The organism is Mycoplasma sp. 4079 (genome assembly GCF_047785185.1).
GTDB lineage: Bacteria > Bacillota_I > Bacilli_A > Mycoplasmatales > Metamycoplasmataceae > Mycoplasmopsis.
Map to the genome: position 1 here is coordinate 17,661 of NZ_JBLNNG010000001.1, position 18,659 is coordinate 36,319.

The window sequence follows — 18,659 nt, forward strand, 5'->3', positions numbered from 1 at the left end:
AGTTAATTTTAGTGCTTAATCACAATAACAAAAACAGAAATAATTCATATAAAATTTACACACAAAAAATAGAATAACTATTTTGATAAATAAAAGCTAGACTAAAATAAAATAAAATACTTATAAAATAAAATTTTAATTTTATTTTAGTAATAAACAAAAAGAAAGGATGATTATGGCTGACAAAAATAGAAAAAGAAAATTCATTATTGGTCTAATACTTGGTGGTGTTGGTGCTGCAGCATTAATTGGTACTGGAGTTGGATTAGGATTAAGCAAAAAAGAAGCTCCCACTCCTGCTCAACCAGTTGACAAGCAACCTGCTAAAAATATTGTTGCTAATTTATCAAACTTAACTCAAGTAAAAAAAGATGCAATTTATAAACAAATTAATGATACTGCTGATAAAACTACAATTGATAATATTGTAAACAACTCAAGAGACTTAAATGAATTAGCTGCTAAATTAAATGAAGCTAACGAAAAGCAAAAATCTGAAGCATACACAAATGCATCAGCTGAGCAAAAACAAAAATTTAACGAAGCTAAAAAGGCTCTTGAAGATGCTATTGCTGCTAAAACTGATTTAACTACACCGGTTGAAAACAAACAAAGCTTAATTGATGCATTAAATGCTGCTAAAGAAAAATTAAGTTCATCTACTTCATCAGAACAACCTACTAACCCTGGAAATAGTGATGGTGGTGCAACAGGTGAAACAAACCATGGAGAAAATCCATCTAATCCAGATCAAGAAAATCCAAGTTCAGGTGAAAGTGGAGGAAGCAATGAAACCCCAAGTAACCCTAATGGAGATGAAGGTTCAACAGGTTATGAAGAACCAGCAACTGGAGAAGAAACCCCATCACAACCTACTACATCAGAAAGAATTCTAGAACCTGAATATCCACCAGTTGATATGTTAAGCGAAGAAGAAACAAACCGTTTAACTGAAAATGCTAAATTCACAATCACAAACCAAGGTTACTTCCCAGAAGAAGGTAAACCAGTTGTATTACAATTTGTCGCTGGAAATGAAGAATTAAAACCAGAACAATTCAAATGATATTCAAATGATAGTGAATTTAGTGTTACTGATAAAGGTACTTTAGAAGTATTTAATAACCAAATCGGTATTGATTCTAACTTCGAACTTGAAGTTATTGGAACATACAATGGTAAAAAATACGTTAAGAAACTTAATGTGGAAATGGTTCACAAAGTTAACCCATTACAAAATGTAAAATTAACTGCATCAAATGATGGATTATTAATAAATAACGCAGCTACAGTTACAGCAAGTAATGTTGATGGCGTAGATTGAGCTAACTCATCTTGATACAGATATACAACATTAATTGAAAATGAACATTCAACTACATTAAATGTAAACAGAGATGGAGACTATTCATTAGTAGTTAAAAATTCAGCTGGTGTAATGTGAAGATTAAAACCAGTTACTATTTCAGCATTACCACTTGCAAATAATACTCAACCATTCAGATCTTTACTTTCAAACAGATTAGACATTGTTTCATATACAGACAAAATCATTGATAGAAAAACCAGACCTTCAATCCAAAAACAAGTTTACGATACAAAATTAAACCAAATGTATTCAAGTTATGGATTCAGATACCCTGGATACGATTTTAACTACGAAAAAGATAACAGAAACTTTGCTGATCGTGCTTTCTTTGAAGTAAATGGTAAAAAACTTAGTATGGGTGAACTTGTTTACAACGAAAGAGTTGAAGGTGTTATTGGTGTAGATGGTTTCACAGGTGAAGGTGCACGTAAATATAGTGATGCAAACTTCATTAAAGAAGAAATCGCGAATAACCGTCTTAAAAAACACCCTGCTGCAGATAAATGATTCGAAAGAGTAGTTACAGATGAAACTCAAACAGTTACAAAAGAAATTTCAATCAACACATCGATGACAGGATACAACGTTATTGGTTTATATGCTCCAGCTGGAGAAGTTATTGAATTTGAAATTAGTGAAGACACATATAAAATTCTTAAAGAATTATATGGAACACCAAATGAAACTACAGGTATTTACAGTGAAGTTCCGTTTGATTTCTATGTAAACAAAAGCTACTGAGACAACTACCCAGCAGACAACACAGGGAAAATTTCTAACCGTTACCCATTTGTTCTATCAAGATTTAGATTTAGATTTAACGAAATTGACCCAGTCACAAGAAGAGTTAAACTTGGTTCACCATTTGGTGGAGCATTATCAATTAACGTTGGTGTAACTCTTAGAGATCAAAATGGTAACCCTGCTCCATTTGACGTTAAAGTTTATAATGCAGTTGAACAACTTCACTATGTTTATGGACAAACAACAAAAGCAGAATGAGATGCACAAATGGCCGCTGTTAAAGCAGGTACAATTAATGCACCTATTATGACAATTCAATCAAACTACACAGGTATAGCAATTCCTTATACATCATCAAGTGCTATTGCTCATGTTAAATTTGATGATATTATCTTCCCTGAAGAAAAAATGCACAAATGAGACAGTTTCTATGAAATGTCATACTTCTGATTCGACTACAACGCACCTAAGTTAGCACTTAACTACTGTGATGACGTTTGAGGAGGAGCTGGTGCTTGAGGTGGTGGATACAATCTTTGAGCTCCAATCGGATGAGCATCACCTTACTTAAAGGGAGCTTCTGACTTTGGATTTGATGATTGAGGAAACTACCACGAAATTAACCATAACTTTCAACCTCACCAAGATCCATTCAATGTAAGAGACCATGGATGAACAAACATTCCATCAGTAATTAACTTATCATTTATTAATGATAAAACAAGACTTCGTGGAATCACAAACCCATCAGGAGACTTTGATGTATACTGAGCTAGATTAGCTAACTCATATTCAATTAACCAAACAAAAGCTGACTGATACGCACTTTACTCAAATATGATTTACACATTAGGACCGGTTAACTTTATTGAATGAGTTAAATCATCAGGAAGAAATGGTTTATACGATAAGAAATTGAAGACAACTTGATACTTATCTAAATACTTCAAATTAAACTTCTACTACGCATTAAAACAATACGCAAGCACAATTGAATCATTACAACGATCAGTACCAACAGTTGATATTGCAAACGACCATAAACCAGAATTTGATGCAGCTATGGCTGAAGCTAATAAAGCTACAGCTGAATTTAAAAAAGTTCAAGCTGACTGAAAAGACTGAAGATTTGAGGGAAGTAAAGAAATTGATCCTAATGGTTACTATGGATATAATGATGCTGACAGACCTCGAAACTTAACAGAAATGGATAAACAATGAGCTCAAAAAGAAAGAGACGCCATTGCTAAATTAAAAGCAACTGGAGATAAAATCAATGAGCTTATGGCTAAATATCCAGATCAAGAAAACATCGAAAGAATGCTTGATATGTTCCAATGACCATCATTTGATTTTGTCGCTAACGTTTTTGCTTGTGGTCAATTCTTATACAACAGTGAGCTAGACAGATTTGAATATACTTCAGATACAGCTCCAGCTTACCAAATTCCAGCAGGACAAGACTTTACATTTGACTTTGCTAATGGAATTAACTCACTTAACTCTAACTTTAGAATTAAAGAACTTAAATTCCCAGCAAGAACAAAATTAGGTGGAAGTTTAGAATTTGATTCATCAGATCCTACAAGAATGAAAGTTATCTATAGAGCAAATCCAGATAAACTTGCAGAAATTGATGAATTTGATATGGAAGTTATTCCGGCTGACTTTGAAAACAAACCAAAAAGATATGTACCTGCTTACAGATACAAAATTAAACTTAGAAACGTAGTTAATCGTCCAATCTTAACAACTTACCAACTTACAGATGTTCAAGTTAACGGATTAAGAACAATTTCACAAATTATGAACTACGTTAAAACAAATAACATTCAACCAAAAGATACTTTTGTTGAAGACTTTGAACAAAGAAAACTTCAAAATCCATTCACAGGTAAAAAACAATTAGTTGAATCTAAGGCAAAATTCATCGCACCTGAAACAGGATCATATAATATTAAAGCTTACTTCTCTAACTGAGGATACATTAAGATTGGTGATGCATTCGAAGGTGAAATTAACTCATCAAATAATGCACTAAAAGAATTTGGTACAGTAACATTACAAAAAGGACAAGTTTACGACCTTACAATCGCTGCTTGAAATGATATTGCATACTCAAGAAGAACATTCTGATTGGAAAAAATCAATGATACAGGTTCAAATACAATCTACGAAATTAACAACTATGCATTAAGTCCAAATCTTCCAGAAGATTGATACGATACACCAAAAAAAATCCAAGAATTATTAACTGGTGAACAATGACAATACAAACCAAGATTTATGCCTACTGATACTAAGAGCGACCTTCAAATTACAAAATTCGCTGGTTCATCTCAAGTTACAAACCCTGTTGCATTAAGCATTAGAGGACCTTCAAATCGTTATATTAATGGTAATACAGACTATAAAGCAATTTACGATCAAATTTACAACACAAAAATTGAAACTTGACAAACAGATAAATTAGACTTTAATATCAAGTTCCAAAAACCTGCCACATTAAGCTTTATGGATATTATTGCTAAAGCTGACTTCCAAAAACAATACCGTCCAACTCATTACACAATCGAACTTAAGAGAACTGAAAAAGTTGAAGTATTCGAAGGTGAATTTATTGATATGCCGGTTGTGTTCAAAACATTAAACTTTGTAGTTGACCCTACAAAAGATACAGAAGGTCTTCCATTAACTAATAGATTAGACTTTGGTGCTATTTATGATGGAATTGAAGAAGTTCATATTACAACAATGAGAGAACCGATCAATGACGACGAAAAAACAAGAAAGCTTAAAGTTACAATCATTAGAGAAATTAAATTTGGTCTTGATACTCAAAACAAGAGAGTATTACCAATTAACAACTCTGAAATTCAATTCTATGGAACATCTTGAGAATTTTTAACAAACGAAAATGATCAAATCAACAACGCAATCAATGGTGTTTCAGCTAAAGTTTCAAAAGCTAACGAATACTTTGAATTTACATTCAACTCAGACGCTATTGACTTATTTGGAAAAACAGGGCCAAATATGTCATCATTTGACGTATACATCGATGATGAATTAGTTCTTGAAAATGTTTCAGCAGTTACAACTGAAGAAACATACAACCACTGTTTATTAACATTATTTACACCTGAAAAATATGACTTAACAAAAGATCACAAAATGAAGATTGTAAATAAAGAAAATAAACCATTATTCTTTAACTACATTTTAACCAAATAAGATGTAATCACATAATTTAGAAGATACCTTATGGTGTCTTCTTTTCATTTACTTTTTTTGACAAAAAATAAAAGAAAAAACCTTCACCACTAGAATGAAAGTTTAAATTTAAAAATTATTTATTTACGTTTTCTACGTTTTTTGTAGAAGACAAATCCAGAGATTGAACCAATTAATGCAAGTAGTCCTGATACACCACCTGCAATTGGACCAACTAAGTTTGAACCACTACTTGTGTTTTCTTTTTTATCTTCTTCTTTAGCAGATTCTTCAGGTTTAGTTTCTGGTTTAACTTTACCATTAAGGGCTTCTGTAGCTTTTTGAAGTACAACTAATTTTTCAGATAAATTAGGAATTTCTGTAGTAAAGTCTTCTTTTGCTTTAATTTCTTCAAAAGCAACTAATGCATTATCAAATGCATCTTTAAATTGTTTATCAGCTTGAATGTATTGCGTTGTTTCTTTCATCGCTTCAGCATTCTCAATAACATCAAATGCACTGTTAACTTCTTTTACATTATTTTTAATACCTTTAATTTTAGAAACTTGATTTAAGCTATTTACTGCTTTTTTAGCAACTTCTTTTTGAGTATCTGATAAGTTTGAAGCAGCTTCGATAGCAGTAAGCGCTTCTTCTTTAGCTGTTTTCAATCTATCAGCACCATTGAGAGCATCGTGAGTTAATTTTAATGTATCTAACTTGTTATCTAAGTTAGGATATAGTTCATCAAAGTCCAGTGTTGTTGTTAAGTCGTTTAAAGCAGTAACTGCATCATCAAATACATCTTGGTTTGAAGCTTGAGTGTATTTGATTTCTGATTCAATTCCTCTAGTAGATTCAACTTTAGCAATCGCTCCATCGATGCTTGAAGCATTTGAAACTACTTTATCAATTCCTGCTTTATCTGATTCAGCTTCTACTAATTTGATAGCTTTTTCTTTTTGAGTTTCTGATAATTTAGGTAATGAGTTAATTTTAGCTATAGCATCTTCTTTTTGAGTTTCAAGTAATTTTTCTTCAACATCAGCAATTGATGTTTTAGCTTCAACTTCATTTTTAGCAGCATCTTTTTGAACTGATGATAAGTTTTCAAGTCCCTCAATAGCTTTAATTACTTCACCTTTTGCAGCATCTAATCTATCTTTACCATTTAATGAACTCTTAGCTTCAGATACAGCTTGTAATTTAATATCTAATTGGTCAAACGGTGTTTCAAAGTCTGTGTAGCTTGATAATCTATCTAATGCAGTTATAGCATTATAAAAGTTTTCTTTAACATCATCTGATGCTTGTTTGTATTGAATTTCTTCTTTTATCACAATTTCATCATTAAGTGTTCCAATACCACTATTAACTTTTTCTACATTAGCAACAATTGCATCAATTTCATCTTTAGTTGCTTTTGAGTTAATTAAAGCTTTAACAGCTGGTTTTTGCACATCATCTGATAAGTTTGATAATGAGTCAATTTTATTTGATGCATCTTGTTTTTTAGCATTTAATAATTTATCAGCAACATTAGCAATAGTTGTTTGTTTTTCAACTTCAGTTTTTGCGTCTCTTTTCTCATCATCTGATAAGTTAGGTAATGCATCAATAGCAGATTTAGCAGCAGCTATTGCAGCATCTAAGTTTTGTTGACCATCAAGTGAGTTGATTGCATTTTTCAGTTCTTCTGATTTGTTTGTGATTTGGTCAATTAGATTTGTTCTAAAGTCCATAATTGACTCAACACCTGATAAGTTGTCAAACGCTGTTTGAGAAGCTTGTTTTTTATCTGCAGGTGTTGTTGATGCTTCTGTAAATTGTGGTTTTAATTTAACATCATTAAATCTTTGAACTTGTTCGATAGCAACATCAACATTTGTTGCATTTGTAACAATGTTTTTTGCTCTTTGAACTGTTGTAGCAGCATCGATTTGACTATTTGCTTCTCTAATTTGTTCTTCTAATAAGTGTGTTAATTTAGTCAATTCAGATTTTGCAGTTTGTCTTGCTGCTTTTAATTCGATTAAAGCATTATTAAGTTTTTCAGCATTGTTTTTAATATCTGCAACTTCTGAAATTGAGTTAGCTGAAGTTATGCTATTTGCAAAAGTATCTTTTTGTTCATTTGATAATTCACTTAAATTAGAAATGAAAATGTTAGCTTGTTCTTTTTCTTTTTTAAGTCTGTCTAATCCATTCAAGTCACCTTTTGAATTCTTAAGAGCTATAACATTTGCATCAAAGTTAGCAGGTAATGTTGAAAAATCAGTTTGCGATTTTAATGGTAATAAACTGTCCAATATAGTATCAAAGTTTGTTTTTCTAGAACCTTCAGCTTCAGTGTAGTTTATTTTTGATTTTTCATATTCAGCTTCTTTAATTTTTGGAAGTGCAGAATCAACTTTTGAATAGTTTCATTGAATTGCATCAATTTCAGTTTTTGTAGTTTTATTATTAATTAATTCAGCTGCTTTTTCTTTTTTGGTTTGTCCTAAGTTAGATAATGAATTAATTTTGTTGATTGCATTTTGTTTTTGAGCTTCAAGTAATTTTAAATTAACTAAATTAATTGTGTTAGCAGCATTGATTGCATCTTGTGCAACTTTTATTGGTTCTCCAGTTAAATTAGTTAATTTATTCAACTCATTTAATGCAGTTGTTCTTGCAGATGATAGTTCAGAATCACCATCAAGATCCTTGATAGCGTTTTTTAAGTTAACTGTTAATCTATCAATATTAGAAATTGTTCTTGTAAAGTCTGAATTTGATTTGATATTGTCTATTGCACTTTTAGCAGAATCAAATGTTTGTTTTTTATTCTTTGCAGCTTCTGTATATGCTGGTTGATTTAATTTCGAATCAGCAATTGAAAGTTGTTCTAATGCAGCATTTAATTTTGTAGCATTAGAAACAATTAAATTTACATCATTTACAGTTTGCGCATTACTAATAGAGGTTTTAGCAGCTGGTTTTTGAACATTGTCTGATAAGTAAGTTAACTTATCAATATTTTTATCAGCATCTGCTTTTGCAGTATCTAATCTTCTTTGACCATCTAAGTTGTTTTTTGCTATCTGCAAGTTCGGTATTGCAGTATCAATATTCTCAATTTCTCTATCAAATGTATTTGAATTTTTAACTGTATTAGCAACTATTTCTGCATTATCATAAGCTTTTTTAAGATCTGTCGATGCTTCTATATAGTTAATTGATGACTTTACAGAATCAAAATTCTTGAGTTGAGCATTAAAGTTGTTTAATTTAATTACATTTGAAACTATTGAATTCACCGCAACTCTATTTGCACATTGTTCAATTGAAGTTTTTGCACTTGATTCTTGTGTATCAGTTAAGTTAGATAAACTATCAATTGTTTGGTTAATAGCTTGATGTTCAAAATTATTTAATTGCTCAACTGCATTTTGCAATGCAGTTGCGTCTGCATAAGATCTTTTTTGGTTAAGTTCGGCAAATTTTTGATCAATAACGCTTTGCTCTAAATATTTAGATGACAAAATAGATTGTCTAATTGAATCTAAATTAGATTGTCCATTTAACATTGAAATAGCAGATTGCATACGTTGTTCAATATCATTAATTTTTATTTCTTGAATTTCTGAAAGTGTTAATTGCTCATTAATTTCAGTAATTAATTGATCAATTTTAGTTGCTCAACCACTATTATCAAGTAAGTAATTGATTTGTGTTTTTTGTTCTTCACATTTTTGTAATGCAGCTCTTAATCTTTCTCTATATAAGTTTTGGTGATATTGTTTTTTCAAGTCTTCAAGTGATTTAATAATTTTAGAGCATTTATCATAATGAGTTTGTAATCTGCTTTTTACATTCGCAAAATCAATAGTTGCATCATTATTAATTGTTTCTTTGATAATAACTTGAATAGATTGAATATTTTGGTTAAGTTCTGCTTTTTTATCTTGGTAGTTAATTTGTAAATTATCTAAATCTAAGTCAGTAACTTTTTGATTGAATAGTCCTAAATAATCCTGAAGATCATTCAAGATTGTTTTTAATCCAGCTAATTTATTTTTCTTCTTGATGTAAATGTTAAGAACATTTTGATATTCAGGTAATTTAGGAATTGTTGTAATTACATCTTGAAATGCTTGATAACTATCTTCTGATAATTTAGATTTGTCAGCAGTTGTTATAAAACTTAATTGAGAATTTCTAAATGGAACTGATGATTTAAATGTGTTTATATCCGTTTTAAGAGCTTCATAAGCATTTTTTAAGTTTGTGATTTTCTTTTGAACTTCAGTTTTATCTGAATCAAATAAGTCAGCTCATTCACCTCTTTGGTCAGTCATTGGTTGAATGATATATGAATTAGCTACACTTACAATTTCATTTTGAATATGAAATCTAATGAAATTTTGGTAAGTTGTATTAGCAAGAGTATCTGAATATGCCACATAACTTCTCCCTATGCTAAGAAGTTTATTTACATATTCTTGATTTCTAGAAACCGTAAGTGTTCCTTCAACATTTAAAATTCTTTTTGGAGTTGGATAGTAAATGTTTGTTGGAGTTTCTTTGTAGAAAACTAATTTGATTGAATCACCTAAAACAAATTTATTAGCTAACTGAATTCTTGTATTTGTATCAGTTATCTTTTTCTTTTCTAAAAGATTATTACCTTTGTAAACTTCAACAAAGTAATCTTTCATCGGTTGGTTTAATTCAATAATCGATGTATTGTCAACTAATTTAGTAACAGGAATCGCATTTAATTGTCTTCCTAAAATTCCACGTTTAATTACTCTTTGACTATACATATAGTTTTTACGCACTATAGCTAATGCAAGGGCATCTCCAGGGAAATCCATTGGCACAATTCCTAAATGTTCTCATTGATCTTCTTTTTGTTGAAGTTTTTTAACAAGTCATTTATTTAAAGCTTTGCTAGTTCATCAAGGTTGCTCACCATTAGATCTTGAAAGGAAGTTAGTCATTATGTCATTGTGAAAATCATTTAGATCTTGATACATGTTTGCCATAGACTCAAATGTTCTCATCTTTACATCTTCTGTTGAATCATATGTATCTTGTCAAATATTTCAGTTATTGCCGTGATCAATGAAAATTCCATAGTTATTATCTGAATAAACTTTGTGGTGAAAGTTATTTACAACAAAAACTTTACCTCTTAGTTCATTAAGTGTTGGGTTCAGATTATTATTACGAGAATCATTTTTGAAGAGAAAATCTTTGAATTTATAAAGATTATCGATTATTGAGTTTCTTCATTTTATACAATCTGTAGCAGATAAATTGCCAACATCTACATTTTCATCTTTTATACGTAAAATGATTGTTTCACTTGAGTGTGCAGTTAAGAATTTTTTACACTCATCTAACACATTTTGTAGATATAAGTTATTCGAATATGCTCCACCGTGATTAACTAAATTGTTTCTATCTAAACGAATATCAAAATAACGAATACCCATTTTCAATTGGGTAGGTAAATTTTTGTACTGTGTTCTAGCTCAAGCAGAACCGAAAAATCATTTAACACCTCTACCATCATACATACCACTATCGTGAGTTCCTGGTATAGAAAGCTCTGAAAGCAATTTATCCCCATCAACATCAGCCATTCAATCACTTAAATTCAATTGTGTTTGTGTATCATCTGAATAAGCTTTATTTTCATCTGTTCAAGAAACACTTTGTTGAACAATTCCTGAAATTGCAGTCAATGAAAGAATCGGAGCTGCTCCGAGAGTTAAACTTGTTATTAATTTCTTAATTCTTTTTTTCACAAATGTACCAACTAACTTAAAATTTGATTAATACTAATAAATTTATAAATAAATTTATTTTATTTTATCTGTCTATTTTAACAAATTCTAAACATTGTACACAATGTCTGATTGTTAAATTTCAAGATTTATTAGCTTATTTAAATTTGATTTACATTTTTTTACTTTTAAGTCTAGTAGACTATTATAAAAGTAAAAAAAATAAGATGCAATTGCATCTTATAAATATGATTTTTTGATTGGGAATTTTTTAGTTAATTCTAAAACTTCTTGTTTAAGTTCATTTAGTTTATCAATTCCATTTTCTGAACTTAACATTTCATAATTTCTAAGTGTGTAATCAATTATGTCGGCTAATTTATCTCATTCTGTGAAATCTCTACTTGTCATAGCAGCAGTTCCGATTCTGATACCACTTGCTACAAACGGTGAAAGTGTATCGAATGGAATTGTGTTTTTGTTTAATGTAATGTTGATTTTACCTAAGATTTCTTCAGCTTGTTTACCGCTAATGTTGTATGTTGATAAAACATCAATCATAAATAAGTGATTGTCTGTTCCACCTGAAATAATTTTTGCACCTTTGTTAATGAAGTTATTACAGAACTTAGTTGCATTTAATCTAATGTTTTTTGCATATTCTTTAAACATAGGTTGCATAGCTTCATAAAAGCTTACAGCTTTTCCAGCTATAGCGTGGAATAATGGCCCACCTTGGTATCCAGGGAATACTCATCTGTCGATTTTTTTAGCAATTTCTTCATCATTAGTCATAATTATTCCACCTCTACCTCCACGTAATGTTTTATGTGTTGTAGAAGTGATAATATCTGCATAACCAACTGGCGATGGGTGTTCTCCAGCAGCGACAAGTCCTGCAATGTGAGCTATATCAGCAAGTAATTTTGCACCACATTTATCAGCGATTTCTCTGAATTTAGCAAAGTCAATTGTTCTTGAGTAAGCTGAATAACCACAAATAATTAAGTGTGGTTTTTCTTTTAAAGCAAGTTCTAAAATTGCATCATAATCTAAAATTCCATCTTTACCTAAATCATATGAAACTGATTCATAGAAAATTCCACTAAAACTGATTTTGTACCCGTGTGTTAAGTGTCCACCTGAACTAAGTGAAAGCCCCATAATTTTTCCACCACTAGGTACAACTGATGCAATAGCAGCAGCATTTGCAACTGAACCTGAATAAGGTTGCACGTTAGCAAATTTAACACTAAAAATAGCTTTTAATCTATCAATAGCAGCTTGTTCAACTACGTCAACATTTTCACATCCACCATAATATCTTCTATTTGGGTAACCTTCACCATATTTGTTTGTTAAAACACTACCTTGAGCTTTAAGCACATCTTCTGAAACATAGTTTTCACTAGCGATTAATTCAATGTGATCTTCTTGTCTTTTTAGTTCATTGTTAATTGCATCTTGAACTAATTTATCTTTTAAACTAATATCTGAATACATAGGTCTCCTAGTTGTTAAAGTGTGAATCTATTTTCTCAATTTGCTCACTTGAACCTGTAATTCTAAGTGTTACATTGTGTGAATTTTCTTTTTTGTAATCATCAATTTGGTCAATGCCGAAACAATCTGAAACTGATTTAATTTGATTAATTTTATCTTGAATGTACTCACCATTTGCAAGTTCAAATGTAAGGTCAAGTGTTTTGTATGGTTCAGTATTAACTGATTGGAATTTTGTTGCTGCTTCGTTGTTTCTCATGTTTTTAATCAGATCTGTGAATAATTCTGCATAGAATGCATTTGTCTTATCAATTGATGGATGAATTTTACCTAATCAACCTAATTCAACTTGTGCACCTGTGTTTTCGTCAATATAAACAATTTTTGCAGATGCATTTGGATGAACTAAAGCATTGTCTTTTAAAGGGACAAATTCTAAATCTAATTTTACAAAATTAATAATATCTTGTTTCATTTCAAAGAATGATTTAGTTGTTGAAGCGAGACCTAAAACTTCATTAGAGTTCCCGATCATTCCTACTTCAAAAATGTTAATTGAGTTTAATTTACGTTTTTGATTGTAATCGACAACTTCTTGCAATGAAACAATAATTGAATTACGTACGTATTCTCTTTCTTTAGAAACGAATGTTAATAAAGGTCCAACAGTTTCTTTTAAGTCTAAAACTTTAAAGTCTGCTTTTTCTTTAGAAACAAGTGTAAATGTTCTAACTTCTGAATAACCCATTCCACTAATAATATTTTTTGTTCTATCTTTTGATTGTGTAATTAATGGAACGTTTTTAACAACTTCTTCTTTAAACTTGCTGTATGAATAGAATCTGAATAATTCTTCCATAACATCTTCAAATAAGTTAACATCATATCTATAGTTAGGAACTTTAACAGTGTCTACTTCAAAGATAAATCCTAATTTACTTAATTGATCTTTAGCTTTGTTAAATTCAACTAATTGATTGTCTAGTTTATTTGAGTAAACTTTTAATTTTTCATTATCAATTTTTATTTCTTTGTAGCTATCAAATTCAAATTCACCAATTGTATTTGAGACTTGTAAATCATTGCAGTATGATCTGATGAATTTAACTGCTAAACTTGCTAATTCGGGTGTAATTGTTCTTGCACCTTGTGCAGCTGAGTTTGAAATTAATTTAAGTTCTTTAGATGAATGTCTAACATCTGTAGACTTAAACACTCCAACTTCAAATAAATAATCATTTGTTTGCTCTGTAGCTTTCGTATCTTCTAGACCCATAGCACAAGCAACTGAAACAGGTTTATTGTTAGCAAAAATTGTTAAAACATTATTTAATTCAACTTCTTTATTTCCTAAAATAACTAATTTTCCTGAATAATAATCTGCACTTAAATTGTTTTCTAATTTTGCAGCATCATAAACGTGAGAAGGCACACCATAGTTAATTAATGTTAAGTTTGTTAAATTAACTGCTCAGTCAAATTTTGTATCGATACCGTGTTTTGCAAGTAACATTTTTTCATATAAAGTTGTTTCTTTTTTACCTTTAATTTCTGTAAATGATAAATGTTGTGCTTTGTTTTTATTAACTGTAAATTGTGTTGTAAATGAACTTGGTGTTTCTTTTAATACGCTTATAAAGTCAGTATCAAAATATGAAGCTAATTCTCTAGCTAAAACATAATATGAGTTCGCATCATTTCTGTTTGCTGTTACTGAAATTTCGATAAGTGTGTCATTAAGACCTAAAAGTTCCATTGCATCATCTTCAAGTGTAGCAAAATCGTTTGGTAAAACTAAAATTGAGTCAGTATATGATAAAAGTGAATTATCATATCCAATTTCAGATCATGCACCGAACATTCCTTGTGATAAAACTCCTTTAATTTCTTTGTCTGCGAAAACAAAATTTCCTTTTGATGCACCTGTTGGGAAGCAAATTGTAAGGTCACCTGGTTTTAAAATTCTATTATTTGTTTGAATTGTGTATTCACCTTGTTTTGTTAAAACTTTAACTACATCTAATTTGTCTGAATTAGGGTTAACTGAAACTTCTAAAACTTTTGCAAATACTAAACCTTTAACGTCAGAGAAAGGTGAAACTGATTCAACTTCTAAACCTAAGTTGTTCAATGCTTTTTCTACTTCTTTTGCATCTAACTTAATATTTGGTAAATATTTATTTAAATGTTTTAAAGATAAAATCATAAATTACTTTCCTCCTTTAGTTAAATCTCATTCGATTGGTTTTACATTATTTTGTTTAAGTTTTTTATTAATAGTTTTAAATAAGTGTGAATCTGCAAAACCTTTGTTGTAACTATATGGACTTGGGTGTGCAAGTTCAACTAAGTTTTTAGGATTAATTGCTATATCTTTAATGAATTGTTGTGCTTTTTTACCTAACGCAACTACAATAACATTAGGGTTTTGCACAACTACTTCCTCAACTACTTTGTGTGTGAAAGTTTCTCATCCTATTTTGAAGTGTGAAGCAGGCTTGCTTTGAGCAACTGTTAAAACTGTATTTAATAATAAAACACCTTGTTTAGCTCAAGAAACAAGTGAAGTTGTTTCTAATTTTGTTTTAGGATAATCTTTTTTAAGTTCCTTAAGAATATTATTTAGTGATGGAGCAAATTTGTCATCGTATGTTGAAAATGCTAATCCATCAGCTAAACCTAATGTGTGGTATGGATCTTGACCTAAGATAATAACTTTAGTTTCATTAACTTGGAAGAATTCAAATGGTTTAAATAAATCCATTTGGTGTGGAAAAACTTTAACTCCATTTGTTTCTTCTTCTTTTAATTTATCTAAAATTTTTGTAAAGTATGGTTTTTGACCTTCTGACTGTAATATTTTTAAAAAACTATCTTTCATTTTTAAATTGCTCCATTATTCTTAAATCATTTCTGTATAAATCTCTTATATCTGTAAAACCGTATTTAATCATTGTGATACGTTCAATTCCAATACCAGCTGCAAAACCGTTAAATGATGAATCAAAACCAGCCATTTCTAACACACTTGGATGAAGCATACCGGCACCTAAAATTTCAATTCATCTATTTTTGTAAAATACATCAACTTCAACACTTGGCTCAGTGAATGGGAAGTAACTTGGTCTTAATCTGATTTCAACGTTTTCTTCTAAAACATATGAAAGCAAATCTTTAAGAGTTCAAATTAAGTTAGAGAATGAAACTTTCCCAACTGTAACAAAGTCAATTTGAGTAAATTGGTGTGAGTGAGTTGCATCATCTTCATCATTTCTGTAAACTTTACCAATAGCAAAAGTTGAAAATTCCTTATTAGGATTTTCTTCAAGAACTTTTGCAGTAATACCTGTATTATGTGTTCTTAATAAAGTTTGTTCTGTAATGTAAAGTGAGTCATGCATTCCTCTAGCAGGGTGATCATCTGGAATATTTAAACGTTTAAAGTTATATTCATCAGATACAATTTCACCATCTTTACGTTCATAGTATCCGTGTTGGAAAAATCAATCTCTTAATCTTTCTTCAACAAGTGTGATTGGGTGTAATGCTCCAGGTTTTAAAACAGAAATTGTTACGTCAATAAATTCTGAATTAATTTTCTTTTCAATTTCAAGTTTTTGAATTCTTTCTTCAGCTAACTTAAAGAAATCTTCATATTCTTTTTTAAGAATTGTAATTTTTTGTCCGATTTCTTTCTTTTGTTCAACTGGGGCTGTTTTTAATTCTTGTTGAAGTTTGTAAATTTCTCCTTCGTTTGAAAATACACTTGCTTTTGCTAATTTAAGATCTTCTAATGAATTAATGTTTTCTAATTTTAAATTCATCTAATCCTCCTTAATTGCTTCCTTGATTTTTTGTCAATATTTTTTGTATTTTTGTTCGTTTTCATTTAATCCAGCAAAATAAAATTCTGCTTTAGATAATTCTTTTGGTAAATATTGCTGATTGACATAATTGTTTCAGTAGTTATGTGGATATTTGTAATCAACTCCATCACCTAATTTAACCGCTGATGCATAATGTGAATCTCTTAAATGTTTTGGTATTTGATAAATTTGTCCTGAATCTAAGATTTCCTCTGTGTTTTCGATTGCAATGTATGTTGAGTTACTTTTTGGTGCCAGTGCAATATCAATAATTGCAAAAGCAATTGGTAATTTTCCTTCAGGCATTCCAAGTCGCTCAAAAGCTTCAATTGCATTTAGCACTCTTAAACTTACATTCGGTGAAGCGTGACCAATATCTTCATATGATGCACAAATCATTCTCCTGAATAATCCATCAACATCTCCACTTTTTAAAATCAACATCCCATAATACAGTGCAGCATTTACATCTGAACCTCTAAGAGATTTATGAAATGCAGATAAATTGTTGTAATGTGCACTTGAATTTAAGTCACTGTAGAAGTTAATATTTGGAATAACTTGTTTCAGTTGCTCTTTAGTAATTTCTACACCTGGATCAGAACATAAAATGAGCATATGTAAATTGTTAATACTTAATCTTAAGTCTCCTGAAGAAAATCTAGCTAAGTTTTTTAGAACATCCATACTAATTAAATAGTTAGGAAAACTTTCCTTAACAATTTGATTAAGTTTCTCTGCGATTTCATCTTCTGAAATCTTAAAAAACTGCACAATTTGCATTCTACTTCTTAGAGCAGGTACAACTTTAAAGTAAGGGTTTTCTGTTGTAGTTGCATAAACAATAATCTTGTCAAATTCTAGATAAGATAACAAAATGTCTTGCTTATCTTTATTTAATCTATGTATTTCATCGATGATGATTACATCATTATTTTTCAAAATATTAATTAATTTATCTTTATTATCAACTGATGCGTTAAACAAATCATACTTAAGACCTAATTGGTTAGCCAAAATCATTGCACTTGTTGTCTTACCAGTTCCTGATTCACCAAAGAAAATAAAACTTGTTGTTATTTTGTTTGCAATAACTTTTTCAAGTAATTTAACAACGTGCTTTTGTCCAACAATGTCTTCCAATTTAGTTGGTCTAATTAAATTTGCTAGATTTTTATTGTTCATAACACCCTTTTAGTTAATTAATAAAATAAATTTTATTAATTATACATTTTTATTTTTTTAAAGATTGCACTTTGTTGTTTAGTTTATAGTAATAAAAGTTTAAAGTAGCAAAACTTTTAAAGCTTGCACACTATTATAAAAATAAAAATAACTGCTTTATAGCAGTTAAATTTAGTCAATTACATATTGTGATATGGTACATTAGTTTTAACAAAAATGAATTTATGATTTGGAAGCATTTCTTGAAGTTGTTCATACATATCAAGCGCAAATACTTCTTCATCTAAGTGTGGAACTTCTAAAATGTTTGCGTTTGTTTGGTCAAATACGATTCAGTCACTTCATCTAAAGTCACTTGAAATGATTAAGTCACATTTTGTAGCTAAATCATTAATTTGTCCAATGTATCCACTTCCACTTAAGATTGCAACTGTTTTGAATTTTTTATCGTAGTTTTCAGGTGCAACATTAGTTCTAAATGAGTGCAATCCTAATCTTTTTTCTAATAATTCTTTAATTTGGTTTAATGATAAATTAGCATCAACAACTGATGAGAATTTTTGTGTTAATTCTTCATTTTGTTTCGCTTCTATACCCATGTATCTTGCAATTTGGTATGAAGTACCTTTTGGATCACAGTCATAATTTGTGTGCATTGAGAATGCTGTAATTTGGTGTTTTCTAAGTAAATTTAAGATTTCTCTTTTGTATGGTGCTTTGTAATCTTCGTCAATTCATCTTCTTTCGAATTTGAATGGGTGGTGTGTTAAGATAACGTTGCAATCATTGTCAATTGCTTCTTGAAGCACTTCTTTTGTAAGGTCGATTGCTAAAACTGCACCTTTGAATTTTTTAGCTTGAACTGTTTTAACTGAGTACCCTGATGGATCTCAAATTTCTTTGTTTTTTAATGGGTACATTTTGTTTAATAATTCAATAAAATCTTTAATTTTTAAACTTTTTTCTCTCATAATATCAATTTTCCTAATTTTGTTTAATTGT

At 29.9% G+C, this 18,659-nt stretch carries 8 protein-coding genes; 1 reads left to right on the forward strand and 7 read right to left on the reverse strand.

Translation table 4 applies throughout. The features are described from left to right. Window positions 1-175: 175 nt before the first annotated feature. The gene (locus ACMZI9_RS00090; RefSeq protein WP_323176406.1) at window positions 176-5,347 is read left to right on the forward strand and encodes a M60 family metallopeptidase; all 5,172 of its coding nucleotides are present in this window, start codon (window positions 176-178) and stop codon (window positions 5,345-5,347) included. A gap of 119 nt (window positions 5,348-5,466) precedes the next feature. Here ACMZI9_RS00090 and ACMZI9_RS00095 read toward each other — a convergent pair whose 3' ends face one another. From ACMZI9_RS00095 to ACMZI9_RS00125, 7 genes are all read right to left on the reverse strand, one after another. Next, entirely contained in the window at window positions 5,467-11,124 is a 5,658-nt protein-coding gene (locus ACMZI9_RS00095) for a phosphatidylinositol-specific phospholipase C domain-containing protein (RefSeq protein WP_323680213.1), read from the reverse strand. A 219-nt stretch (window positions 11,125-11,343) separates the two neighbouring features. Beyond that, a complete protein-coding gene (gene glyA / locus ACMZI9_RS00100) occupies window positions 11,344-12,606 on the reverse strand; it encodes a serine hydroxymethyltransferase (RefSeq protein WP_323176408.1) in 1,263 nt (420 codons plus the stop codon). A 7-nt stretch (window positions 12,607-12,613) separates the two neighbouring features. Further along, window positions 12,614-14,812 carry a phenylalanine--tRNA ligase subunit beta gene (locus tag ACMZI9_RS00105; protein WP_323680212.1) on the reverse strand — a complete coding sequence of 733 codons (2,199 nt, stop codon included), beginning with the start codon at window positions 14,810-14,812 and terminating at the stop codon, window positions 12,614-12,616. 3 nt (window positions 14,813-14,815) lie between these two features. Then, on the reverse strand, window positions 14,816-15,487 hold the full coding sequence (locus ACMZI9_RS00110) for a uracil-DNA glycosylase (RefSeq protein ID WP_323176410.1): 672 nt from the start codon (window positions 15,485-15,487) through the stop codon (window positions 14,816-14,818). Next, the gene (gene pheS, locus ACMZI9_RS00115; RefSeq protein WP_323680211.1) at window positions 15,477-16,430 is read right to left on the reverse strand and encodes a phenylalanine--tRNA ligase subunit alpha; all 954 of its coding nucleotides are present in this window, start codon (window positions 16,428-16,430) and stop codon (window positions 15,477-15,479) included. Before pheS ends, ACMZI9_RS00110 begins: the two co-directional genes overlap by 11 nt. Continuing rightward, the gene (locus tag ACMZI9_RS00120) at window positions 16,431-17,657 is read right to left on the reverse strand and encodes a replication-associated recombination protein A (RefSeq protein WP_416098993.1); all 1,227 of its coding nucleotides are present in this window, start codon (window positions 17,655-17,657) and stop codon (window positions 16,431-16,433) included. Between the two features lie 179 nt (window positions 17,658-17,836). Next, window positions 17,837-18,628 carry a Nif3-like dinuclear metal center hexameric protein gene (locus ACMZI9_RS00125; RefSeq protein WP_416098994.1) on the reverse strand — a complete coding sequence of 264 codons (792 nt, stop codon included), beginning with the start codon at window positions 18,626-18,628 and terminating at the stop codon, window positions 17,837-17,839. Window positions 18,629-18,659: the final 31 nt, after the last annotated feature.